Source organism: Roseobacter sinensis (assembly GCF_025755255.1).
Taxonomy (GTDB): domain Bacteria; phylum Pseudomonadota; class Alphaproteobacteria; order Rhodobacterales; family Rhodobacteraceae; genus Roseobacter; species Roseobacter sinensis.
On the sequence record NZ_JALIEB010000001.1, the window covers coordinates 84,793 to 105,537 of the forward strand.

The 20,745-nt window shown below is 58.1% G+C and carries 26 protein-coding genes; 6 read left to right on the plus strand and 20 right to left on the minus strand.

Annotated elements, in window-relative coordinates; all coding sequences use genetic code 11:
• Positions 1-67 precede the first annotated feature (67 nt).
• The 5 genes from MUB52_RS00430 to MUB52_RS00450 form a co-directional block, all read right to left on the minus strand.
• Positions 68-2,326 (minus strand): tetratricopeptide repeat protein, encoded by a 2,259-nt coding sequence (locus MUB52_RS00430; RefSeq protein ID WP_263842210.1) that lies wholly within the window; start codon positions 2,324-2,326, stop codon positions 68-70.
• Entirely contained in the window at positions 2,323-3,192 is an 870-nt protein-coding gene (gene motA / locus MUB52_RS00435; RefSeq protein ID WP_263842211.1) for a flagellar motor stator protein MotA, read from the minus strand. Before motA ends, MUB52_RS00430 begins: the two co-directional genes overlap by 4 nt.
• Before the next feature lie 64 nt (positions 3,193-3,256).
• Positions 3,257-3,865 (minus strand): MotE family protein, encoded by a 609-nt coding sequence (locus tag MUB52_RS00440; protein WP_404818154.1) that lies wholly within the window; start codon positions 3,863-3,865, stop codon positions 3,257-3,259.
• On the minus strand, positions 3,862-4,251 hold the full coding sequence (locus tag MUB52_RS00445) for a hypothetical protein (RefSeq protein ID WP_263842212.1): 390 nt from the start codon (positions 4,249-4,251) through the stop codon (positions 3,862-3,864). The genes MUB52_RS00440 and MUB52_RS00445 overlap by 4 nt, the downstream gene beginning before the upstream one ends.
• A gap of 10 nt (positions 4,252-4,261) precedes the next feature.
• Complete coding sequence (locus tag MUB52_RS00450; protein ID WP_263842213.1) at positions 4,262-4,747, minus strand: flagellar basal body-associated FliL family protein; 486 nt, start codon at positions 4,745-4,747, stop codon at positions 4,262-4,264.
• Positions 4,748-4,869: 122 nt separating this feature from the next.
• On the opposite strand from MUB52_RS00450, the gene fliF reads away from it, so the two are divergent.
• From fliF to fliP, 4 genes are read left to right on the plus strand one after another with little or no spacing between them, the layout of a single operon-like run.
• Entirely contained in the window at positions 4,870-6,492 is a 1,623-nt protein-coding gene (gene fliF, locus MUB52_RS00455) for a flagellar basal-body MS-ring/collar protein FliF (protein WP_263842214.1), read from the plus strand.
• Entirely contained in the window at positions 6,492-7,091 is a 600-nt protein-coding gene (locus tag MUB52_RS00460; RefSeq protein WP_263842215.1) for a FliH/SctL family protein, read from the plus strand. The genes fliF and MUB52_RS00460 overlap by 1 nt, the downstream gene beginning before the upstream one ends.
• The gene (locus MUB52_RS00465; protein WP_263842216.1) at positions 7,084-7,377 is read left to right on the plus strand and encodes a FliM/FliN family flagellar motor C-terminal domain-containing protein; all 294 of its coding nucleotides are present in this window, start codon (positions 7,084-7,086) and stop codon (positions 7,375-7,377) included. The genes MUB52_RS00460 and MUB52_RS00465 overlap by 8 nt, the downstream gene beginning before the upstream one ends.
• Positions 7,378-7,383: 6 nt before the next feature.
• The gene (gene fliP, locus MUB52_RS00470) at positions 7,384-8,121 is read left to right on the plus strand and encodes a flagellar type III secretion system pore protein FliP (RefSeq protein WP_263842217.1); all 738 of its coding nucleotides are present in this window, start codon (positions 7,384-7,386) and stop codon (positions 8,119-8,121) included.
• 716 nt (positions 8,122-8,837) lie between these two features.
• On the opposite strand, the gene MUB52_RS00475 is transcribed toward fliP, so the two are convergent.
• The 9 genes from MUB52_RS00475 to MUB52_RS00515 are packed head-to-tail and all read right to left on the minus strand — an operon-like array spanning position 8,838 to position 13,503.
• Positions 8,838-9,356, minus strand: a complete 519-nt coding sequence (locus MUB52_RS00475; RefSeq protein WP_263842218.1) for a flagellar basal body-associated protein FliL — start codon at positions 9,354-9,356, stop codon at positions 8,838-8,840.
• 10 nt (positions 9,357-9,366) lie between these two features.
• A complete protein-coding gene (flgH, locus tag MUB52_RS00480) occupies positions 9,367-10,098 on the minus strand; it encodes a flagellar basal body L-ring protein FlgH (protein WP_263842219.1) in 732 nt (243 codons plus the stop codon).
• Between the two features lie 9 nt (positions 10,099-10,107).
• On the minus strand, positions 10,108-10,530 hold the full coding sequence (gene flgA, locus MUB52_RS00485; protein ID WP_263842220.1) for a flagellar basal body P-ring formation chaperone FlgA: 423 nt from the start codon (positions 10,528-10,530) through the stop codon (positions 10,108-10,110).
• The gene (gene flgG, locus MUB52_RS00490; RefSeq protein WP_263842221.1) at positions 10,527-11,312 is read right to left on the minus strand and encodes a flagellar basal-body rod protein FlgG; all 786 of its coding nucleotides are present in this window, start codon (positions 11,310-11,312) and stop codon (positions 10,527-10,529) included. The genes flgA and flgG overlap by 4 nt, the downstream gene beginning before the upstream one ends.
• Positions 11,313-11,336: 24 nt before the next feature.
• Positions 11,337-12,050 carry a flagellar hook-basal body complex protein gene (locus MUB52_RS00495; protein WP_263842222.1) on the minus strand — a complete coding sequence of 238 codons (714 nt, stop codon included), beginning with the start codon at positions 12,048-12,050 and terminating at the stop codon, positions 11,337-11,339.
• A gap of 1 nt (position 12,051) precedes the next feature.
• The gene (locus MUB52_RS00500) at positions 12,052-12,321 is read right to left on the minus strand and encodes a flagellar biosynthetic protein FliQ (protein WP_263842223.1); all 270 of its coding nucleotides are present in this window, start codon (positions 12,319-12,321) and stop codon (positions 12,052-12,054) included.
• Between the two features lies 1 nt (position 12,322).
• Positions 12,323-12,649 (minus strand): flagellar hook-basal body complex protein FliE, encoded by a 327-nt coding sequence (gene fliE, locus MUB52_RS00505; protein WP_263842224.1) that lies wholly within the window; start codon positions 12,647-12,649, stop codon positions 12,323-12,325.
• A gap of 49 nt (positions 12,650-12,698) precedes the next feature.
• Entirely contained in the window at positions 12,699-13,091 is a 393-nt protein-coding gene (gene flgC, locus MUB52_RS00510; RefSeq protein ID WP_263842225.1) for a flagellar basal body rod protein FlgC, read from the minus strand.
• Between the two features lie 13 nt (positions 13,092-13,104).
• Complete coding sequence (locus MUB52_RS00515) at positions 13,105-13,503, minus strand: FlgB family protein (protein WP_263842226.1); 399 nt, start codon at positions 13,501-13,503, stop codon at positions 13,105-13,107.
• An 81-nt stretch (positions 13,504-13,584) separates the two neighbouring features.
• On the opposite strand from MUB52_RS00515, the gene MUB52_RS00520 reads away from it, so the two are divergent.
• A complete protein-coding gene (locus MUB52_RS00520) occupies positions 13,585-14,961 on the plus strand; it encodes a FliI/YscN family ATPase (protein WP_263842659.1) in 1,377 nt (458 codons plus the stop codon).
• An 8-nt stretch (positions 14,962-14,969) separates the two neighbouring features.
• Here the strand turns inward: MUB52_RS00520 and MUB52_RS00525 are convergent, their stop codons facing one another.
• From MUB52_RS00525 to MUB52_RS00550, 6 genes are all read right to left on the minus strand, one after another.
• Complete coding sequence (locus MUB52_RS00525; RefSeq protein ID WP_263842227.1) at positions 14,970-16,268, minus strand: DUF1217 domain-containing protein; 1,299 nt, start codon at positions 16,266-16,268, stop codon at positions 14,970-14,972.
• Positions 16,268-16,672: a flagellar biosynthesis repressor FlbT gene (gene flbT / locus MUB52_RS00530; protein ID WP_263842228.1), complete on the minus strand. Its 405-nt coding sequence runs from the start codon at positions 16,670-16,672 to the stop codon at positions 16,268-16,270. The genes MUB52_RS00525 and flbT overlap by 1 nt, the downstream gene beginning before the upstream one ends.
• Positions 16,669-17,040, minus strand: coding sequence for a flagellar biosynthesis regulator FlaF (gene flaF / locus MUB52_RS00535; RefSeq protein ID WP_263842229.1), 372 nt, complete (start codon positions 17,038-17,040; stop codon positions 16,669-16,671). Before flaF ends, flbT begins: the two co-directional genes overlap by 4 nt.
• 69 nt (positions 17,041-17,109) lie before the next feature.
• The gene (locus MUB52_RS00540) at positions 17,110-18,438 is read right to left on the minus strand and encodes a flagellin (protein ID WP_263842230.1); all 1,329 of its coding nucleotides are present in this window, start codon (positions 18,436-18,438) and stop codon (positions 17,110-17,112) included.
• A 209-nt stretch (positions 18,439-18,647) separates the two neighbouring features.
• Complete coding sequence (locus MUB52_RS00545) at positions 18,648-19,007, minus strand: flagellar protein FlgN (RefSeq protein WP_263842231.1); 360 nt, start codon at positions 19,005-19,007, stop codon at positions 18,648-18,650.
• Positions 18,997-19,293 (minus strand): rod-binding protein, encoded by a 297-nt coding sequence (locus tag MUB52_RS00550; protein ID WP_404818170.1) that lies wholly within the window; start codon positions 19,291-19,293, stop codon positions 18,997-18,999. The genes MUB52_RS00545 and MUB52_RS00550 overlap by 11 nt, the downstream gene beginning before the upstream one ends.
• Positions 19,294-19,407: 114 nt before the next feature.
• Between MUB52_RS00550 and fliK the strand changes: the two genes are divergently transcribed.
• Positions 19,408-20,742 carry a flagellar hook-length control protein FliK gene (gene fliK, locus MUB52_RS00555; RefSeq protein WP_263842232.1) on the plus strand — a complete coding sequence of 445 codons (1,335 nt, stop codon included), beginning with the start codon at positions 19,408-19,410 and terminating at the stop codon, positions 20,740-20,742.
• Positions 20,743-20,745 lie beyond the last annotated feature (3 nt).

A 20,745-nucleotide genomic window follows, 5' to 3' on the forward strand; every position in this document is an offset into this window, starting at 1 on the left:
ATATCGATTCAAGGTTTATTTTGCGTAACCGGATGATGTGTCATCCGAACGGGGGTCCGAAGTGGGGCTAAGGGTCGACCGGCAAGCCACCAAGTATCTCTTCCAGAGTCGTTCGGGCCGAGCTGCTTTGCTCAACGGCCGAGCCGATCATCTCCAACATGCCGTCCTCTGCGGCAACCGGAGGTATGGCTTCCTCGGACAGAACTCGAGCTTGCCCAAACACTGGAGCATCGCTCTCGACCAATTCAGTCCATTCATTCGCCAACCACGCTGCGCGAACGGCATCTTGCTCCGCGTCTAAGGTTTCAAATAAGCTGAATGCTTCCTTGTTGTCGCCAAGTTGCGACAACGCTCTTGCCTTCAAAGGGACCGACAGATCGCTCTGTACGAGTCCGAGCACAGTGAGTGCGGCTTCGGGCTGCCGCATTGCAATTAGAGCTTCGGCGTGCAGAAGCCTGAGATCATCATTCGCCCGATCTGCGGGGAGATCGGCGAGGATCGCCTCCGCTTCGGCTGCAAAGCCCAATTCAAGCAGTCGCGAGACCGTCGCCTCGACCGATACAATCGAGAGCGCAGACGCATTCGTTGGAAACTCGGCAAAAAATGCATCCAGGAAGGTAATGTCATCGGCGTTGGACGACAGAGCAGAAAAGATCAGCGACCTCAGTTCGTTCAGAAGGTCAGGATCCGCTGTTACAAGCTCGTTTTCCAGCGCTTCGAAGGCCTTATCGAATTGATCGGAGTAGGCTGAGGCAATCACATGCGCACGCTGGAGGTCCTGTGCAATCGGGCTGTCGCGCCATTCGAACGCATATGTTTCGATCAGAAGCGCAACATCAGCCGAGATCGCTTTCCCCTCGTCAAGACGGCTGTTGACCAAAGCGATCATGGCTTGAGGCGTTTCGGCCGCATTGTCTTCGATCACCTCTGACAGAAGATTCTCGGCCCTTTCGGTGTTCCCGGATTGTTTCTCGATTGTCGCTTCTGCGAGATCCGAATCGCTCTCATTGCCGGTCTTGGTCCAGTCGGTGTTCCGCAAAGCAATCGACGCGGAGTCCAAACTGCCGCTATCTGCAAGACGCTTGCTCAGTGCCGGTGCAATGAACCGCCTCAGATGGTCAGGCAGTGCTGCCAAAGCGCGCAACGCTGCCGCTTCATTCAATATCTGCTCGGCCGGCAGCTCTTGGGCGGCCATTGCGGCCCAAAGCGCCAACTCGGATTCGCAATCGGCAAACCGATGGACGAACCGTGGGTTACGTGCGAACCCATGCTCCATGATGTCGGCCAAATCCATCAACTCGGGATGCTCGGAAGCTAAGGTACCTGACAAGCTCAGCACCTCTTTGGCCTCCGCGCCAAAGCCGAAAAAGATGTAGAGACGGGCGAGCGCAATCGCCTGGTCGGGATTGAGGCGGTCAACCTCTGAGTACAGCGCTCGCCTCATACCAGCGACCTGAAGATGGAACGGGTCCTCTCCGCCCCATTCCGGCACCATGACACGATCTGGCGACGCACAAACCGCACCCGATGTCATCAGATCCCCATCAAGCGCTCCACGCGGGGTGTCACGGCTGCTCGTTATCCGGATGTTGCCGCCTTCAGGAGCGACCACCACAATTTCTTCTTCGGATGAGTCAAAGATCTCTTCGGCTGGTGGCATCTCCTCCTCGCCGATAACTCCGTTGAGGTCTGGGGTGGCGGGTTCAAGTATGCCCCGAGATGCCGCGTTGCTGAGCCCGGCCAGCAATTGCTGGCGCGTCTGTTCAACAAAGGCGGCTTCGCTCTCTCTCGCCTCGACGCTCGGATCAATAGCATCCGGTTGCTGCTCGGCCGGCGACTTGTTGGATGCAATCGCTTCACCATCGGGGGATGCGAAGTCGGACCAAAGAAGATCGCCAAAATTGAAACCGGACGCAGGGCGGGCCGTTATGAAGCGTGGCGCAGACGCTGTGCTCTCGGGAGGCAACGGCGGACCATCCAGAATATCGACGACGAGGAACTCTCGGCGTTCGACAAATGTGTTGACGTCACAGACGCATGACAGGTCCAGTTCGAGTCGGGAGGGATAGGGGCGGACCTCGAGAAGTTGATCGCGCGGTATCACATCAAAGACCCGGCTGACGTTGAAACCAGCGTCATGCCCGCGAAAGGAGATCGTCTTTAGCCCAGGTTCTTCAATGAGTTCCCAGGTTACATTTTCCGGCAAACGCAAGACCAGACGGGTGAAACCCTCATGATCACCGGATCGGACGACGATGGGATTCGAATGCGCGGCACCCGCAAACAAGAGAGCAATTAGACCCGCGAGGGACGCCAATCTGATCATGCAGCACCTTGTTTCACCGATTTTAGCGCTTCTTCAAGCTCGGCAAAGCTGGGTCGACAATGAGAGGGCGTATTCTGGCGACCGACTTCAATGCAGATATTGGTGGCGTGGGCGTGCAAATTTGCAACCAACACCTCACGGATCAGCTGGTAAAAGTGGCCATCTTCTTCCGTAATTGTTTTGACCTTCGCGGCGAATGGTCCAACAAAGCCATAGGCCAGAAATACGCCGAGAAAGGTTCCCACAAGCGCACCACCAATCAGTTTCCCGAGCACTTCTGGCGGCTGATCGATTGACCCCATTGTCTTAATGATGCCCAACACCGCAGCCACAATGCCGAGAGCGGGAAGCCCGTCCGCGACGGTCTGCAACGCGTGGCTGGAGTGCATCGCATGGTGCATGTTCGCCTCCATGCGCTTCTCCAGAACCTCCTCAACCTGATGCGGATCGTCATAGTTCATCGACGCTGAACGCATCGTATCGCAAATCAGGGCAATGGCTTCCTTGTCCTTCAAGATCTTGGGATATTTCGAAAAAATCGATGAGTCGTCCGGTGCTTCGATATGCTCCTCGATCGCGACCGGGTTCTGCCGCGCGAGGCGAATGAGTTCGAACAGAAGGCATAGAAGATCCTTATAGTCTTCATGCGCCCACTTCGGACCTTTGAAGACCTTCCCCATGTCGCGGGCCGTCTGCTTGATTGCAGACGAATCATTGCTGATGAGGAACGCGCCAACGGCGGCCCCGCCAATCATCGTCAGCTCGAACGGCAAAGCTTTGATGATGATGCCCATCTTGCCTCCGGCAGCCAGATAGCCGCCAAAGACCATCGCAAAAACGCAGACAACGCCAATGATTCCGATCATCTCGAACCCCAATGATTACCAAGCACCATTGTCGCAAAAGGAAGTTAAAAAAGCCTCTGCGCGGTCAGCTTTCGGGGACGTCCGCGTTGCGTCCCGCGAGAATGACGCTGATGGAATAGGCCGTTTGCGGAGACAGTCCCGCCATAACCCCAGCCGCCGCATCCGGACGCATACGCCCGAGAAAACCGGCTGCAAAAGCTGGCTCCATTTCCTCGAACAAGGCGGCCGCCTCTTTCGGCTTCATGTTTTCATAGACTGTCGTCAGCCGCGCGAGATCATCTTCGGCCGCAGTGTTCGCAAGCGCGAGCAGATTTCTCAGGGACTCTTCGGCTTGCTGCAGATTGGTCAACCGACGTTCGATCTCCTCATCCGCAACCGACAGGGCTTTCATCCTCATGTCGATCTGCTCTTCACGTTCAGCAAGCCGGGCTTCGCGCTGCTGAAATGACTCGAGCATCTTCGACATGCGCTCGCGTTCGTCAGCCGCCAAGGGCTTGTCGGAGGTCGTGGCACTCTTGGCCGCGGTCTCGACAGCTGCAGAGGGGTTTTCGGTTGCGACAGCCTGCCCGGCCCCGATGCCGATGCGAAGAAGCGCAGAGCCGACAAGGAGGCCAGCGATCAGCAAGATCGAACCACGACCGTTCCGGCCCAAAAGAAGCTTCATCTTTTTCATTGGTGAGTCTCCGCGCTGCGATGACGTACAAACATCGGTTCGCTGACCTGTGCGGCCGGAGCCGGTGTCGGCTGTGGCGCGGGCTGACGCACCTGCGGAGCCTCGGGAAGATCATGCAGGGACGCCATCTGCAACTCGAGTTTGCGCGACATGTCCTCGGCTCTCTTCGTCAGGTCCGTCAGGGTCTGCGCCGATGCTGCCGCGGTTGACTGCGCCGCCGACAAGGTCTTCGTCAGGTCATCGACCTGAGCGGACAAAACGGCGACAGCTCCACCGACACCTTTTTCCAGGTCGTTGAACCGATTGAGCCGCCGACCAAGCACGAGACAATAAAATCCGGCCCCAAGTGCGCCGGCCGCCAGCAAAACATCTGCGATCAATTCCATGTCACCCTCCTTAATTCAGTACAAATTCCATGATCAGCAGGTCCTTGACCTGCTCCGGCCCCGTCACCACCTGCACCCGTCTGAGCATTTGCGCCCGAAGACGGGTCAGAGCGGACGGGTTGGCGATGTCCTGCGCGTCGATAGCCCGCAGATAACCGTTCAGAACATCCACGACGCGTGGCAAAACGGCTTCGACATCAGAGGCATATTTGCTTGCAACCTCGAGTTCGGCGCGAAACCTCAGATGACTTTGCGGACTGCCCGGAGGCAGGGACACCGTGATCGGATCGATGGGAACAAAGGCAACGGCCGGTCCTTCAACCGTTTTTGTTTCTTCTGCCTTTGGCTCTTCTGATTCGGCGCCGAAGAGCAGACCGCTCCACGTCGCATAAAAGCCACCCCCGCCGCCCAGAAGCAGCAGGACAAGGCCAATAATCAAAGGCATCTTTGACGATTTTGGTTCACTCTCGTCTTCAACAATCGCTGCGTCAGCCATGACCATCCCATTTTAGGTTACGAAATTTGTTATAGACGCGATTGCACTAACCGATTGTTAAGCCAGATCGTTCATTGCTGTTGGCATCGCTGAATAGAACGTTCGGCTGGACGGAGGTGATTGTGCAGCAATTGTTGAATGCGTGGACGGGTTTGGATCTGCGCCGTCAGATTATCGTGATCGTCGCGACTGTCGCCATGTTCTTCGGAATCCTGGCCATGTCCCGGATGGCGTCTGCACCTTCGATGACATTGCTCTATGCGGGGTTGGAAAACGGGGCGGCTGGTGATGTTGTCCGAGCGCTTGAACAGCGCGGTGCCGCGTTTGAAGTGCGTGGCGGCTCCATCTTTGTCTCCTCGAAAGAACGTGATGAGCTGCGCATGACTTTGGCCAGCGAAGGTCTTCCGGCGAACTCGAACCGCGGCTATGAGCTGCTCGATACGCTGTCCGGTTTCGGCACGACGTCGCAAATGTTTGATGCAGCCTATTGGCGCGCCAAGGAAGGCGAGCTGGCGCGCACAATCGTGTCCAGTCCACATGTGGCGATGGCCCGCGTGCACATCGCGAGCACCGGCTCCAACCCGTTCCAGCGGGGCGTGACACCCAAGGCGTCTGTCTCCGTCACACCAACCGGCGCGGCCGTCACACCGCAACAGGCAAAGGCGATTCGTTTTCTCGTCTCATCTGCCGTGGCTGGTCTGGCCTCGGAAGATGTCGCAGTGATTGATGCAAACGGTGCGTTGATCGGCACCGCCGATGAAGCCGCGCCTGCGGGATCCGACGACAAGGCCCAGGTTCTGCGCGACCGGGTACAGCGATTGCTTGAAGCACGCGTTGGCTTTGGCAACGCAGTCGTTGAGGTCAGTGTAGACACCGTCACCGAAAGCGAAGCAATCCGCGAGAGAATCTTCGACCCGGAGAGCCGCGTTGCGATCAGTACGGACACCGAAGAGCGCAGCAATACGTCGAGCGAGGCGGGCGGAGGCAATGTGACCGTGGCCTCGAACCTGCCGGACGAAGAAGGCGGGAACGGCGAGAACTCCTCGTCGCAGAACAGCGAGACCCGTGAACGGATCAACTATGAAGTCTCTGAAACGGAACGCGAAATCGTCCGGGTCCCTGGTGCGATCAAACGGTTGACGGTGGCCGTCCTTGTCAACGACACGATCGTCACGGGCGAAGACGGAGCGGAAGAGCTTGTGTCGCGCGATCAAGCTGAACTCGACGCTCTGCGGGATCTGGTCGCCTCAGCGGTCGGCTTCGATGAGTCGCGCGGCGACATCATAACCATCAAATCCATGGCGCTCCAAAGCGTGTCCCCGCAGGGCACGGCAGCTGCAACATCCTTCTTCGATGGCCTGCATCTGGATGTGATGTCCGCTGTACAGATGGCGGTCTTGGCCCTTGTCACGCTCATTCTGGGGTTATTTGTAGTGCGCCCACTGTTGAGCAAGCCGGCTCTGCCCGCTGAACAAGACGTGCCGGCACTGCCGCCGGGCGAGGGCGCATCGTCGAATGAGGCAGGCCTCGATGGTGAACTCGGCTCTGACGACTTCGAATTGCCCGAGTTGCCCATGATTTCTGGGTTTGGTGGCGATGCGCCCGGTGAGCTCCCGGAGTTGCCGATGGGCGGCAGCATGTCGGACGACCCGGTGGAGCGCCTCAGATCGATGATCGGCGAACGCCAGGAAGAAACAGTCGAGATTTTGCGCAGTTGGCTTGAAGACAAAGAGGAGAACGCCTGATGTCGCTCTCGCACAGGTATCGTAACTTTGGCGGACCGAAAGCGCCTGAGGCGAAGGAAAGCGACGCAAATGTCGCCGTGAGCGAGGACCAGCAGCTCGAAGCCTTTGAAAAGGGCTATCAGGCCGGATGGGACGACGCCGTGAAGGCTCAAGCCGATTCCGTCACAAAGATCAGTGCGGAATTCGGTCAGAACCTGCAGGACATGTCTTTTACCTACAACGAGGCGCTGTCGAAGCTGACGCTGTCCTTGAAACCCGTTTTGACCGAGATCGTCGACAAGCTTCTGCCAGACATGGCGCAACGCACGCTTGGGCCGCAGATCGTCGATCAGCTGATGGATATGATCAAACAACAACCGCATCAACCGATCGAAATCGTCGTCGCGCCGTCGAATGTCGAAACGATCCAGAGCCTTGCGGAGGACAAGCTAAGCGAGCCCTTTGAAATCGTAACGGAGCCATCGCTTGGCGATGGGCAGGCCTTCGTTCGTATCGGGGAGGTCGAACGCAGTGTCGATCTGGAAGCCATCCTGTCGGGTGTGCGCGAGGCTTTGACAGCGTTCTTCCATGAAACAGAGCAGGAGACCGACAATGGATGAGACACCCGCAGCCCGGACCGCTGCCACCGAGGCCAGTAACCCGTTTACCTCCGTTCCGATCGAAGTAAGCGTTTGCGTCGGGAAGGCCCGCCCCCTCATCCGCGACCTTGTCGCCTTAGGCGAAAACGCTGTCTTGCCGCTTGATAAGACCGTAGAAGATCCGGTCGAGCTCTATGTCGGTGATCGTCTCATCGCCCGCGGCATGCTGGAGGAGAAGGAAGGCGAAGCGAGCGGGCAACTCGTGGTGAGACTGACCGAAGTCGTCGACTTGCAGGCCGGTCACTGACACTGCATGCGACCGCCGCATCTTCTTCTCAGCATCACACTTCTTGTTCTGTTGCTCCTGCCAGCCGCGGGTGCGGCGCAGGAATTCTCTGTGTCTCTCGGTGATGAGGGATCGATCAGCGCACGGACGATTCAGCTCTTTGCCATCATAACGGTGTTGAGCTTGGCGCCTGGTCTCGCGATCATGGTGACCTGCTTCCCATTTCTCGTGACCGTGCTGTCTATCCTGAGGCAGGCGATCGGTCTTCAGCAGTCCCCGCCGAATATGCTGATCGTCAGCCTGGCGTTGTTCCTGACTTACTTCATCATGGAGCCGGTCTTCACCGATGCCTGGACCAACGGCATTGTGCCGTTGAACGACGATCTTATCGATGTTGAAACCGCTTTCGTGCGCACTTTGGAACCCTTCCGGATTTTCATGGCCGGTCGATTGGACCCCGACACGTTCTTTGCCATGGCAGAGTTAAGGCCCGAAACAATCAATGCGACGCCCACACCGGATGCGCCTCTCTCTGTCCTCGTGCCCAGCTTTCTGCTGTCAGAAATCTCGCGTGCATTTCAGATCGGATTTCTGATTTTTCTTCCTTTCTTGATCATTGATCTCGTGGTCGCGGCCATTTTGATGTCCATGGGGATGATGATGGTTCCGCCGGTCATCGTTTCGCTGCCCTTCAAACTGGCGTTCTTTGTGATCGCAGATGGTTGGAGCCTCATCGCCGGTAGCCTCGTAAGGAGTTACTTCTGACCAAATCCCAAATGACGAGCGCTACCTGCGGTGCGCGAGCATGCATTGGCAGATAAGTTCCAGTCCTCGTTGCGACGGAAGCTCTGCCGAACAGCATGGAACTGCGGATTGGAATTACTCTTTGCTGGACCCACTGCGGACATATGGCTGGGTTCGTCGCCCTCTTCGGCACCACAGCGCTCGTCATCTGTGAGGCTTGAGAGCCCTTGACGGGCCTTCTCGAATGCGCTGTCAGCTCGCCCTTCGCTCCATCGCAACGGCACCCGCGCGCCGACAAACCCGAACTCATCGCAAACTATAGCTCATTTTTGGTCGAGCCTTGCGTCAAGACTGCGTTTCCTTGTCAGAATTCGGGACCTCTGGACCCAACGAATAGACATCGGCGCCGAACACGAATGCAAGTGGCTGGGGAATGCAAGCTAAGCAAAGTCACTTCACTGGCTAACGACCCGCCATTGGACGCCGCTTCGCTTACGTGTTTCTCAGAGCCACCATGAGACCATGCGCTACTGGCGCATTGGGCACCTGCTCAAGAGGTCGAAATGGGAGGGCACCAAGGCTCTTTGACGAACGGTACAGATTCCGTTCGGGTCAAGTATCGCTTTGCGTCAGTACAGTTCGGCGTCTGATAGCAGCATGTGTTCTTGCATGACCACCGGCTCCATCTCAAGCGACGCCTGCAAACCAAGCCGTTTTCCGATCAGCGTCATGCTCGATCAGTAGTCTTGCCGTGCAACCTCAAAAATCAGAACATCGTTTGCAACATCCGACCCCATCACGCCCTTCGCAACGTCGCGCAGCTTCCGCCGAACCACATCAAGGTTTTCGTTATTGACGAACGCACCGTCAAAGCCGCCGATACTGGCGTGATCGAACAGGACCCGCAGAAAGCCGTCCCGCAATTTCGGTTCGAGATCCAACACCTCTTCGGCGCTGCCAGTCGTAACCTCGATGCTCAGCGACATGACCACCAGTGCCGATATACGTTCGTTGTCCACAAGCGGTACGACAAACTGATTGGGAAGACGCACGTACTCCATACCCTCAGACGGGCCAGCGTCTTTCGGTTTGTCAGTGCTCTCGACCTTCGTATCCTGTGCTTCTTCAGGCGCTTCCTTTTCGCCCTCGACCGCAGCGATCTCTTCTTCGACGGGAGCTGGCCGCAGGAAGATTCCGGCTCCGACACCGGCGCCGGACCCGACAAGCAGCATGACGATTGGCAAGAGTTTCTTCATGTCAACGTCCCTAGAAAGGTAGAACAGTGTCGAGAACTTGCTGGCCCAACCGCGGCTGCTGGACATCCGTGATTTGACCGCGACCGCCGTAAGACACGCGTGCTGTCGCGATCTTGTCGTACGTGATCTCGTTTTGTCGCGAGATGTCTTCGGGGCGAACGTATCCGGTAACGAGAAGCTCCCGCATCTCGAAATTCACGCGCAGTTCCTGGCTCCCCGAAATGGACAGGACCCCGTTGGGCAGGACGTCGACGACGGTCGCCGCAATCCGGAGCGTCAGTTTTTCGTTCCGCCGAACCGATCCGTCTCCAGACGAACTGCTGGACGAGTTGATCGACACCGCTTCGGACGTCGATGCGCCGTCAGGCAGCCGCTCATCGATACGTTGCGGCAAACCGAACAGTCCGGGGATACCCAGGCTCTCCGATCCCGAGCGAGACCGATCCGTCGCGTTCGAAATCTCGGCCTCGTCGTCGATCTCGATGACGACGGTCAGAATGTCGCCCTGCTGCACAGCTCGCCGATCGCCCAGAAGCGATTGGCGTGCACCGGACCACAGGGACGCCCGTTCGGTCGGACCCTCGGCATCGGTGCGAAGCGGCAAGCCAGGCGACATCATCGCATTATGCTCTCTGGTCTCTTGCGGCGAGGAAAAAGTGGGCGGCTTCCCGATGTGGTCCATTCGACCGCAAGCGGCAATCAGAACGATGCTGGCAATGGCAGTGCAGTTTCGCAAGAACATGGAAAACCTCTATTTTTGTACTTCGACCGAGCCATCCGGTTGGATCTGACCAAACAGTGTGGCCCGAGACGACAAATTCATGATGCGGACGCGGTCCCCGACACCGCCACGCTCGAGCGACCGGCCCTCGGTCGTAATCACCAGACCGGCCGACTCGAACTTCAGCGAGACAATCTGGTTGCGCGTCACCAATGCTGGCGGGCCGATCTCATCAACACGGATCGGCCGGCCCGCGTAAAGCGTCGTTCTCGCTTCTTGTCCAATGACATCGCCGACGCGATCAAAACCGTTTGCGATCTCACCGGGTTTGATGGCCACATCAATGTCGGTGATGATTGCGTTCGTCCGGATCGTTCGAGTCGGAACCACGGTGTCAGCGAACGCCACGGTGGATAGGCTCAGAAGAAGAACGAAGCTCAGCAGTCTGGTCATCGGATCTGCGTCGTCGCGCCCATCATCTGGTCGGCAGCCGAAATGACTTTGGCGTTCATTTCATAGCCGCGCTGCGCTTCGATCAGCTCTGTGATTTCTCGAACGGCGTCGACGGAGCTGTCCTCCAGGTATCCTTGACGGACAGTACCCAGCCCATCCTCACCCGGCGTCGAGATGAGCGGCGGGCCAGAGGCCTCGGTCTCACCGAAGAGGTTGCCGCCCAAGGCCTCCAGACCCTTCGCATTGGTAAAGCCAACCATGTTGAATTGCCCCAGCAACTGGGCATCAGGCGTGTCCGCGAAATAGGCGTAGACCTCGCCAGAGGCATTGATCGAAATGCTGCGCGCGTCGTCGGGGATCACGATTTGCGGCTCGATCGGAAAACCGTCGGAGTTCACGATCAGGCCCTCGCCGGTCCGCTTCAGCCCGCCATCGCGCGTGTACGCACTCAAGCCGGAGGGCAGCGTGACTTCCAGATAGCCCTTGCCCTCGATAGCCAGATCGAGATCGCCGCCGGTCAGGCTGAGCGATCCCTGCTGCAGCTGAACCGAAACCGCTGCCGGGCGCACACCGAGCCCCAGCTGCACCCCGGTTGGCATCACAGTGCCGTCTGTCGCGCTGATCGTCCCCGGACGGGTCATCTGCTGATAGTGCAGATCTGCAAACTCCGCACGCCGGGCGTTGTAGCCGGTCGTGCTCATGTTCGACAGGTTGTTCGAGATGGTTTCAACGCGCATCTGCTGAGCGCTCATACCAGTGGCTGCAATCTTCAAGGCACGCATAACGGATCTCCTGCGTCGGTCGAATTACTGAGACATTGTGCGAAGCGCCTGACGAACACGTTCGTCTTCGGCTTCCAGAAAGCTGGCGCCCAACTCGTAGGCGCGTTGCACTTCGATCATGCGCGTGATCTGCAAGATCGGGTTCACATTCGAGTTTTCTACGAACCGCTGAAGCACCCGCGCACCTTCGGCGGGTTCGTAACCATCGTCGGCGCGGAACATCACGCCATCCTCGCGGATCATTTCACGCGGGTTGAGCGGCTGGACCACGCCGATTTGACCAATCGGATTTCCTTCGCTCGAAATCGTCCCGTCTGAAGAGACCGCGATATCCGCCGCACCCGGCGGCACAAAGACAGGCGCTCCACCCGCGTCAAGCACCCTGTAGCCGTCCATGGTGACGAGGTCACCCTGCGCATTCGGCGAGAAGGCACCCGACCGGGACAGTCGCTCACCCTCCGGCGTTTCGATCAGGAAGAACCCGTCGCCCTCGATCGCGAAGTCGAAGGTGCCGCCGGTTTGCGTCAGCGTTCCTTGCTGAAGCGAGGTGTTGCGCACGTTGCCCTGGCCCATCGAGAGGCTCGAGGCGCCATCGACGGACATCACGTATTCCGAGAACACCATGCCTTCCTGACGATACCCCGTCGTGGCAGCGTTCGCGATGTTGTTTGCGACAATGCGCATTTCCCGGAGCAGACCCGACTGCCGGGTCAGTGTCGTGTAACCAGCGTTGTCCATCTCAACCTCCGATGATCAGTGGGATGATGCGGTTCTGAAAGAACGCAACGAGCGTCTGTGTCATGAAGCCCATAGACAGCCAGAAAACGATGACGATGGCCGCAAGCTTGGGGACAAATGTCAGCGTCATTTCCTGGATCGATGTCAAAGCCTGCACCAGGCCAATCGACACACCCGTGATCAGCGCGGCCGTCAGGATCGGGATCGATATGATCACGGCGATCCACAGGCCCTGGCGAAGCGTGTCGAAAAAGAGGACTTCATCCAGCATGTCAGACCGGCATCCGGAGAATTTCCTGATAGGCTTCGACGACCTTGTTCCGCACGGTGACGGCGGCCTCGACCGCAAGCTCGGTCTGCGCAAGGGCCTGGACCAGGGCATGCGGATCAGCGTCACCGATCATCGAGGCCTTGGCCGTTTCTTCGCCTTCAGCCAGCGTCTGGGCAAAGTCGACGGCGACCTTGCTCGCCGCTTCGATCATTGTCGGTTCTTCAGGCATCGGCTCGGTGGCCGGCCGCGCTTGCTGATAGCTTTGGATCGCCGAGGCCGAGCGGGCATCGGTGAATCGCTGAATTGCCGAAACTGCTTTCATATCCATTCTGGATCTCCTTCAGATCGCGCAGCCCTTCCGGCTGCGGTAGTACGGGTTAGTTCCGCAACAGGTCCATCAGTCCGCTGGACATCTTGCGGGTCTGCTCAAAGACTTTGAGGTTGGCCTCGTAACTCCGTTGGGCTTCCCTTGCGTCGGCCAACTCGATCATCAGATCGACGTTCGAGCTGTCGAAATAGCCGCTCTCATCCGCCATGGGATGGGTGGGGTCATATACGCGCTCGAGAGTGGACCGATCCAGTTGGACCGACCCCGTCTCGACCATCGACACGCCACTTCCCGAATTGAAAGACGTCTCGAACGGGACGAGTTTCCGGCGATAGCCGGGTGTATCCGCATTCGAGATATTCTCAGCCAGATGGCGGAGCCGGGTTGCCTGAGCTTTCAGGCCGCTTGAGGTGACATCAAGTGCTTTCGAAAAATCGTTCATGATACGTTCTCTCCTACTGGCGGCTCAAGGTGGCGCGCAGAATACCCAAGGATGATTTGTAGATCGCGATGGCGCGATCATGCTGCCGCTTTGCATCGAGCGATTTCAGCATCTCGCCCTCCAGTGAAACGGTGTTTCCGTTGGGAGATGCGATGGCGTTCTCATCGGTATGAGGCTCAGCCATGCGGCCCTCAGTCGCGCCATGCAGGTGGCGGTCGCGCGTCGCGCGCTGGCCGGCAGCCTCGCCCATCGAGGTGTGCGTACGATAAGTTTCAGCGAAGGGCGCAAGATCCCGCGCCTTATACTCTGGCGTATCGGAGTTGGCGACGTTTTCCGCCGCGACGGCCTGCTTCTGGCCGGCGTGGACCGCCATCGCATGCGAAATCTTGAAGACTTCCAAATTTTTGAACATCCGGGCTTCTCCCTCGAACGATTTCATCAAGGCTTAACTCTGATTCCTTTAGAAAGAGTGTGCAAAAGCCAAAGGGTTGCCATGAACCAGCCAATTTCCTTCGACGGGCTGACCGCCCAGATCACTGAATTGAATCCGGTGCGGGCAATTGGTCGCGTGGTTCGTGTCGAACGGGGCGTGGTTCATGTTTCCGGGTTGGCCGGAAAAGCAAGAATCGGTGATTTGGTCGTCATTTACCGGCAAGGCGAGCCGCTTTCCGGTGAAGTCTTGCAGCTCGATGGTGACATGCTGGTGCTGCTGCCGGATCAAGCTCCAGACGGTGTTGCTTTGCGGGACCGTGCAGCCCTTCTCGAATCCCGGGGGATTGCGCCATCGAATGCCTGGGTGGGACGAATCATCGATCCCTTTGGTAACCCTCTCGATGGCAAACCTCTCTTGCGGGGCGCTGCAGCCCGCGCTCTGCGCCGTGCGCCTCCGGACGCCGGCGCCCGCAGATCTCTGGGCGCCCGATTGAATACCGGAATGGCTGGGCTCAACACAATGCTGCCGATCGTGCGTGGGCAGCGCGTTGGCCTCTTTGCCGGTTCTGGTGTCGGGAAGTCGAGCCTGCTGGGGCATCTTGCTCAGAACATGACCGCCGACGTCGTCGTGATCGCGATGATCGGCGAGCGGGGCCGAGAGCTGCGTCATTTCATAGACGACGTCTTGGGGAAAGAAGGCCTGAAGCGGGCGGTCATTGTTTGCGCCACGTCCGATCAGTCACCCCTGATACGGCGGCGCTGCGCATGGGCCGCGATGTCGGTGGCAGAGCATTTCCGGGATCAGGGCAGCTCTGTGCTCCTCCTTGCGGACTCCATCACTCGCTTTGCGGAAGCCCACAGAGAAGTGGCCGTCGCAGCCGGCGAGTCACCGGTGCTCCGCGGCTTCCCTCCGTCGACGGCCCACCTGATCATGTCTCTCTGCGAACGCGCGGGGCCGGGGCAAAATCAACAGGGCGACATCACGGGCGTGTTTAGCGTTCTTGTCGCCGGTTCGGATATGGACGAACCAATCGCTGACATTCTGCGCGGCGTCCTGGACGGTCACATCATCCTGGATCGGGAGATCGCGGAACGCGGAAGATACCCTGCGATTGATGTCTTGCGGTCGGTGTCCCGAAGTTTGCCAGCTGCTGCAACCGAAAGTCAAAACGCCTTGATATCGCAGGCGCGCCACCTTCTGTCTGTCTACGATCGCAACGCGATGATGGTGCGCGCTGGCCTCTACTCCGCAGGCAGCGACCCGGAACTGGATGCGGCGGTACAAATATGGTCTGACCTCGATGCCTTCTTAGCAAAAGTCGAGAAACAAGGCGTTGAGAACAGCTTCACGCAACTCGAACTTATTCTGCGCCGGGCGCGTGGTGTCGGAGGCGCGGGGCGAAATGGAGCTACGAATAGACCAACGTCTGCCGCCTAGCGCAAAACTCAGGATTGCAGAAGTGTCAGCGCGATCGATGCAGACGATGCACCGCTATTGAACGAAGATATCTGCGACCGGACCACAAATTGAGTGATCAACTGATCCAGTTTTTCCGGATCGGAAAACTGGTTTACCTGATCGCTGCCGAAGGTCTTGCGGGCCCGTTCCTTGAACACAGCCAACTGCTGGTTGATATCCGCCTGCCCGAATTCCGTCGGAAGATTCAGAGCGGTTTCGAACAATGTCCGCAAAGGGGGCTCGCCCATCACAGTGAACCACTTCGCATCATTGGACATGTCATCGGAGCGGAATGGCTCAAGCTCAACACTCCCGTTTTTGACAACGACAGGCTCTGAAAGCGTGATTCCCTCCGGAACTTCGAAGCTCCGCTGGATGTAAAGATCGGTAATCTCATCAGCAAAACCGAAGTTGTTCGCCCGGAAATCTTCTGCAACGCCAAAACCAAACGCGCGAGACAACTCCGCGTAGGCTGGGTTGTCGAGTTCATTCGCTCGCGCGACGACTGAAATACTACCCTCTTCCAAGACTTCCTTGATCTTCGTCCACTCCGGGCTGACGGCTTCATCGCCGGATGGCTCGAAATCAACGATTGCCTGATAGTCCTCTTCAAGACCAAAGGCACCTAACGCGACCTTGAGCAGCCTTTCGTCGTTCAACAGGTCTTCCGGCGTCGCGATCAAGCCGATGTTACGCTCGAAGTACTCAATGTCTTCTGAGGCTTCAGCAGCGAAGTCCGATACGGCTTGCGCAACAGCCTCTGCGTCCAGCCGTGCCTGAGTCTTCTGCGGCGGAGTTGCCAGATCGACGAGCACCCGCTGCGCATAAAGCGCAATCCGCATCGTCTCGTCCTGCTGACCCGTCGAAACTTCAAAGCTGTTCGCTTGGAAACGCGCCACCATGTTCTCGGCGAACCCTTCGCTGCCAATCTGCCGGGTTTCGCCCGGACCTAGGCCAAATGCGGCCGAAAACTCTTTGTACCGATTGTCCGAGAACCTGTTGGCCAGCGAATCGTTCGCTGTCGTTCCCTCTTCAAGGATCTTTCGTATGAAGAAGCGATTGTCGATGTCGTCTTGAATGCCGAAGGCACCCAAAGCGACCTCGAGCAAACGGCGGTCAGACGTTAGCTCCTCAGCCGACGTCACCTTTCCAATGTTTTCCAGAAAGTACTCGGTGTTCCGCGTAATCTGTGCGGAATTGGAGAAGTTGGCCAGCTGACTGTCATATGTCCTTTGCAGGAACCGCCAGCCGGTCAGACCAGACGATGGGATGATCGGCGTAAACATCAGTCGACCCTGGCTGCAAGCAGGCGTTCCTCCCGCGGGAGCAACGCGCGCAGCGCCTTGAGTGCACGATAGTGCTGTTTTTCAACCAAACCTCGGGTCGCCTCTGCCAGAACGTTTCGACTGTCGGCGTCGGTGAACACCTGGCTCAACTCTTCAATCTGCCTGAGCAGGGGCAAATGGGCTTCGTCCGGGCTTTTGTCACCGGACAAAACGAGTTGCATTGCGAAGCATGCTCGTTTCACAGGCGTTTTTGCATCTTCGGGGTGAATTGCATCGCGGAGCCTCAGAATGTTGGCCCCCGGCGTCATGATGGAGAGGCGGCTACGCCGATCTCCGTTTTCGATGACCACGCCATTGATCAACACCCGCTCCTTCGGGCTGAGCTTCAGAACGAGACCGCTCATTTTGTTTCTCCAGCCGGTTTGAGACCACCCAGGATAAGTGCGTTGATTTCGAGGAGCGGTATGGCCGTGTCCTGTTTGCGCAAGACTTTATGCGTATGGAGACGGGTGAATTCTGCGAGATAGATGATCCGAGCCCGCAGTTCATCCGGCAGAAGATTGTCGTCATCCGCGACATCCACAGCCAGTGCTGTCCAAAGCTTGTTGTTCTCGTACAACGCCTCGGCAAGGGCCGGAAAGTCATCGTTCTTGATCGCCTTCTTCAAGCGGTGCGAAATCCGCGCGATGACTTCGTATTCTGCACTGCGTGCCGTTCTGGTCGGGGCCGTTGCAGGCGCGTAAGCGCTTTGGGCCTGTGCGTATGCGTTCACGTTGTAACCTTTATGGGTAACTTGAAACCTGGTTCAGGGGCGCGGTGAACCGCGCCCCTGAGATATCGCTTACCGGAAGAGCGACAGGATGGTCTGCGGTGCCTGGTTGGCAATCGACAGAGCCTGTACACCCAGCTGCTGCTGTGTCTGCAGAGCCTGAAGCTTGGCCGAGGCCGCTTCCATATCCGCATCGACAAGCGCACCAATGCCCGATGTCAGGCTATCGGTCAGCTTGCTGACGAAGTCGGCCTGAGTTTCGATCCGTAGAGCGCTCGAACCCAAGTCAGCGGCTGTATCAATCGACGTTTGGATCAAGCCTTCGATTGCAGACAAGGCAGCCGCGGCACCGTTTTCGGTGGTCACATCAACTTCGTTCAGAAGCGCAAGACCGCCACTGGTGGTTCCACCAGCGTTCGTGGTGATGTTGCCCGCAGCTGCTGCGGCGAGGGCGGTCGCGGTGTTGTTTGTGACCGTAATCGCGGCGCCAGAACTTGTGATTGTGAAGTCATCCCCGAAACCTTGCTCCGCCAGGCGGAAGTTCATAACATCAACAAGATTTGAGGCGATGTCTGCAGCGGTATCGCCGTCCTTCGCGACATAGAGTGCGCGGCCGTCACCTGCGCTAGCGGCTTGTGCTGTCGCAAATGGAGTTCCAGTCAACGCGGCATCGAAGATTTCCATGTTGAATTCGTAGCTGTCACCCGCCATGACTGCTTGCGTACGTCCAGCAGTCGTGGTTTCGCCAACAATCGTATATGTCGCATTCGCTGCGCCATTCGCGGTCGCGGTGCCAGCAACAGTGAATGCAGCCGCATTCAGAGCTCCGATAGTCCCCGCAACCCCTGTCTGGGTAGTCAGGTCACCTTTTGAGACATCGATGTTGCTTGCCGCAACACCAGTTGCACTACGGTCAAGCGAGGAAAGAATGCTGACGGTTCCACTTCCGTCGGCAGCCGTCCCTGCTGCGGTGTATGCTGTCGTGGTTTCCTGATTGGACAGGACATTGAGACCGTTGAACTGCGCAGCAGCCGAAATCGACCCGATCTGGCTAGTCAACGCTTCAATGTCAGCCTGGATCTTGTTGCGATCAACGTTTTCCTCTTGCGAGTTCACGATTTTCGCTTTGATCTCGGTCAACAGGTCCGTGATGCTCTCCGAGGCGTTCAGGGCGACACCAACCGTTGCCTGACCCAGCGACAGCGAATCAGAGATTGCTTCGAAGCCTTTCACGTCGGACGACATCACTTTGGAGATGGCCCAGACCGATGCATTGTCCTTGGCGCTTTCCACGGTCTTACCGGTGGAGATTTCGCTCTGGACCTTGCCCAGGTTCATGTTGATGGATTTCAGGGTCTGCAGCGCAACCATTGCGCTGTTATTGGTAAGAATGCTCGACATAAGCATGTTCCTTTGATCATTCACGCTTTGCGTGGATTATGTCCCCAACGCCTTCACGCGGGGACGAAACTGTCGTTCTGACCAATGCAGTCGCCGTCATCTGGCGAAGCGCCACCCGACCTCGGATGCAGCGCCAACATGCCGTTCGAAAGGCTAACGAGTGTTTAAGTCACGCCTTCCGTGTCATTTCGTTTTTATTCAAATCCTCCCTAGGCGCGCTTCTCCACCGAGCCGTCTAGCGCGATATCGATGCTCCGCCGCTCGCCCTTGTCGTCATATGTTTCGAGCGAACTGCGCACACGGCGCAACGCAGCCAGGCGGCGAGAGACCGAGCGTATCCCTTCAAGCGCCTGATCCAGCAAGGCCTGGTTGCGCTTCAGCTTGGTCTGCAGGCCGGCCAGGGCATCGCGATCCGCGTCATCCAGCGTCGCAAACCGCTCAATCAGACCTTCCTTGCGCTCCAGCAGACGCCCGACTTCGTCGAGATCTCCCGCCAGCAGCGCAGCGCGCTCGGCCTCCAGGAGATCGTCCAATGCGTCAACGACATCTTCAAACTCTTCATTCGTCATTCTGCTTCTCCTTCAAAGCGTGGAAGATTGATTCGCTCAGCCCGATTCCGCCGGCTTTGACCATTTGCATGGCCTGTTCCTGCAACATGAAGGAGCTGAATTGGTCTTCCCCGGCGCCACCGCCGAAATGCTCGCTGGTCTTGCCTAAGCCCGCGGATTTCAACATTTCTGCGAGGAAATTTGCCTCGAGTTTCTCGGCCACCTCGCGCAATGCCCTGTCCTGCGGGGACATCGCCGTGGCCTGCGGCCGGATGGGGGAAGTTGCTGTCATCGCAAGTATCTCCAATTGCAACTATTTTCCGGGAGCATGACGGCAATCGGTAAAGATGCAGTAACCAACTGCGGTCATAAGGGAGCTGACGAGGAAGAAATCCCGGAGATGTCAGTGCTCGAAATTTCTATGACACAACCAGCAGCCAAGGCTGGTCGAAATGAAAAAATGCCTTCGGGTGAAGGTGGGTCAAAAAAGGCGGAGGCCGAGGGATCGGACGCGGATTTCGAGACCGCATACTCGGCGGATTCCGAAGGCGAGGCGAACGCGCCCTCGGAGGATGCAAAAAAGGTCGACGTGCCGGATAGCCCTCCGAAGGCTCCCAAACTGCTCTCCGATGCAGCCGCAGCCGAAGGCGAGGCCGATGTGCGCATCGTAGACGTCGATGCCGAAGCGGATGTGACAAAGGCGCCTTTGCCGGGTAGCGACCTCGCGTCTCAGACGGAAGAAGCGCCGGGAGATCTGCCGGTCCAAAAGACCCGCGGCTCGGACACGAGTGAGTTGGCCTTCGCGCAACGCGTGCGCGTGGAACAAGGCGCCGCGCCACAGGAGGCTCCGACTGGCAAAGTGCAGATCACGGAAGCACAAAAGGGGCCGACCGACGTGGCGACTGAGGGTGCTGTCGCCAAGCCCGCAGCTGTTGCGGTCGCTGCGACGGACAAGGCTACGACAACGCCTCAGACGCTACTGCAAGCGGCTGCGCAGACGGCGGCCATGCCCACGGAAAAACCCGCTCCCGATCCGGCCAAAGCTGCTTTGATGCCAGCGGGCAAACCGCTGCCGGATGTTGCGAACGCCAATGCGCCGAAGGACCGCGCCAGACGTGAGGATGAGAGCCGTCTGACCATGGCGCGAGAGGCCCCCTCAAACGCCAATCAAGGGCCCAAAACAACTGTGCCCACTCCGCCGGTGAACCCGTCCGCTCAACAAAACGTGGCGCTGACGGCACAAACGGAGAAACCGGCGGTCGATCTTCAACTCGCCCCGGTCGGTGATCTTGACGCGCCATCGAGCTGGGATCCGCGCGGTCCGGCACCCACGACACTTGCACAAACCCTTGCTCGCCCAGAGACGCCGGGCATGATCGGTCGTCAGATGGTAGAGATCCTGCAAAGATTCCCGGACCGGCCGGTGGAGCTGTCGCTGAACCCGGAAGAACTTGGCCGGGTCCGGCTGAGTATCTCAGCGGCGGAAAGTGGCATCACCGTTCACGTTCTGGCCGAGCGGCCGGAAACCCTGGATCTCATGCGCAGGCATATCGACCAGCTGGCGCGCGAGTTCCAGGCTCTTGGGTACGATTCGATCAACTTTGCGTTCAATGAGGGTCAGTCCGAGCAGGGCACCACTGATCACGGCGAAAACGGCGGCCAGCCCTCGGCTGGCGACCTGCTGAGCGGGGTCGAGGCGGATGCCCCCATTCCGGTCACAATGACCGCATCAACCGGCGTCGATATTCGGGTTTAAGGA

Bases quoted from the DNA above. Each gene is read 5' to 3' on its own strand.
- MUB52_RS00430 (WP_263842210.1), bottom strand. From the start codon at position 2,326: ATGATCAGATTGGCGTCCCTCGCGGGTCTAATTGCTCTCTTGTTTGCG.
- motA (WP_263842211.1), bottom strand. From the start codon at position 3,192: ATGATCGGAATCATTGGCGTTGTCTGCGTTTTTGCGATGGTCTTTGGC.
- MUB52_RS00440 (WP_404818154.1), bottom strand. From the start codon at position 3,865: ATGAAAAAGATGAAGCTTCTTTTGGGCCGGAACGGTCGTGGTTCGATC.
- MUB52_RS00445 (WP_263842212.1), bottom strand. From the start codon at position 4,251: ATGGAATTGATCGCAGATGTTTTGCTGGCGGCCGGCGCACTTGGGGCC.
- MUB52_RS00450 (WP_263842213.1), bottom strand. From the start codon at position 4,747: ATGGCTGACGCAGCGATTGTTGAAGACGAGAGTGAACCAAAATCGTCA.
- MUB52_RS00460 (WP_263842215.1), top strand. From the start codon at position 6,492: ATGTCGCTCTCGCACAGGTATCGTAACTTTGGCGGACCGAAAGCGCCT.
- MUB52_RS00465 (WP_263842216.1), top strand. From the start codon at position 7,084: ATGGATGAGACACCCGCAGCCCGGACCGCTGCCACCGAGGCCAGTAAC.
- fliP (WP_263842217.1), top strand. From the start codon at position 7,384: ATGCGACCGCCGCATCTTCTTCTCAGCATCACACTTCTTGTTCTGTTG.
- MUB52_RS00475 (WP_263842218.1), bottom strand. From the start codon at position 9,356: ATGAAGAAACTCTTGCCAATCGTCATGCTGCTTGTCGGGTCCGGCGCC.
- flgH (WP_263842219.1), bottom strand. From the start codon at position 10,098: ATGTTCTTGCGAAACTGCACTGCCATTGCCAGCATCGTTCTGATTGCC.
- flgA (WP_263842220.1), bottom strand. From the start codon at position 10,530: ATGACCAGACTGCTGAGCTTCGTTCTTCTTCTGAGCCTATCCACCGTG.
- flgG (WP_263842221.1), bottom strand. From the start codon at position 11,312: ATGCGTGCCTTGAAGATTGCAGCCACTGGTATGAGCGCTCAGCAGATG.
- MUB52_RS00495 (WP_263842222.1), bottom strand. From the start codon at position 12,050: ATGGACAACGCTGGTTACACGACACTGACCCGGCAGTCGGGTCTGCTC.
- MUB52_RS00500 (WP_263842223.1), bottom strand. From the start codon at position 12,321: ATGCTGGATGAAGTCCTCTTTTTCGACACGCTTCGCCAGGGCCTGTGG.
- fliE (WP_263842224.1), bottom strand. From the start codon at position 12,649: ATGGATATGAAAGCAGTTTCGGCAATTCAGCGATTCACCGATGCCCGC.
- flgC (WP_263842225.1), bottom strand. From the start codon at position 13,091: ATGAACGATTTTTCGAAAGCACTTGATGTCACCTCAAGCGGCCTGAAA.
- MUB52_RS00515 (WP_263842226.1), bottom strand. From the start codon at position 13,503: ATGTTCAAAAATTTGGAAGTCTTCAAGATTTCGCATGCGATGGCGGTC.
- MUB52_RS00520 (WP_263842659.1), top strand. From the start codon at position 13,585: ATGAACCAGCCAATTTCCTTCGACGGGCTGACCGCCCAGATCACTGAA.
- MUB52_RS00525 (WP_263842227.1), bottom strand. From the start codon at position 16,268: ATGTTTACGCCGATCATCCCATCGTCTGGTCTGACCGGCTGGCGGTTC.
- flbT (WP_263842228.1), bottom strand. From the start codon at position 16,672: ATGAGCGGTCTCGTTCTGAAGCTCAGCCCGAAGGAGCGGGTGTTGATC.
- MUB52_RS00540 (WP_263842230.1), bottom strand. From the start codon at position 18,438: ATGTCGAGCATTCTTACCAATAACAGCGCAATGGTTGCGCTGCAGACC.
- MUB52_RS00545 (WP_263842231.1), bottom strand. From the start codon at position 19,007: ATGACGAATGAAGAGTTTGAAGATGTCGTTGACGCATTGGACGATCTC.
- fliK (WP_263842232.1), top strand. From the start codon at position 19,408: ATGACACAACCAGCAGCCAAGGCTGGTCGAAATGAAAAAATGCCTTCG.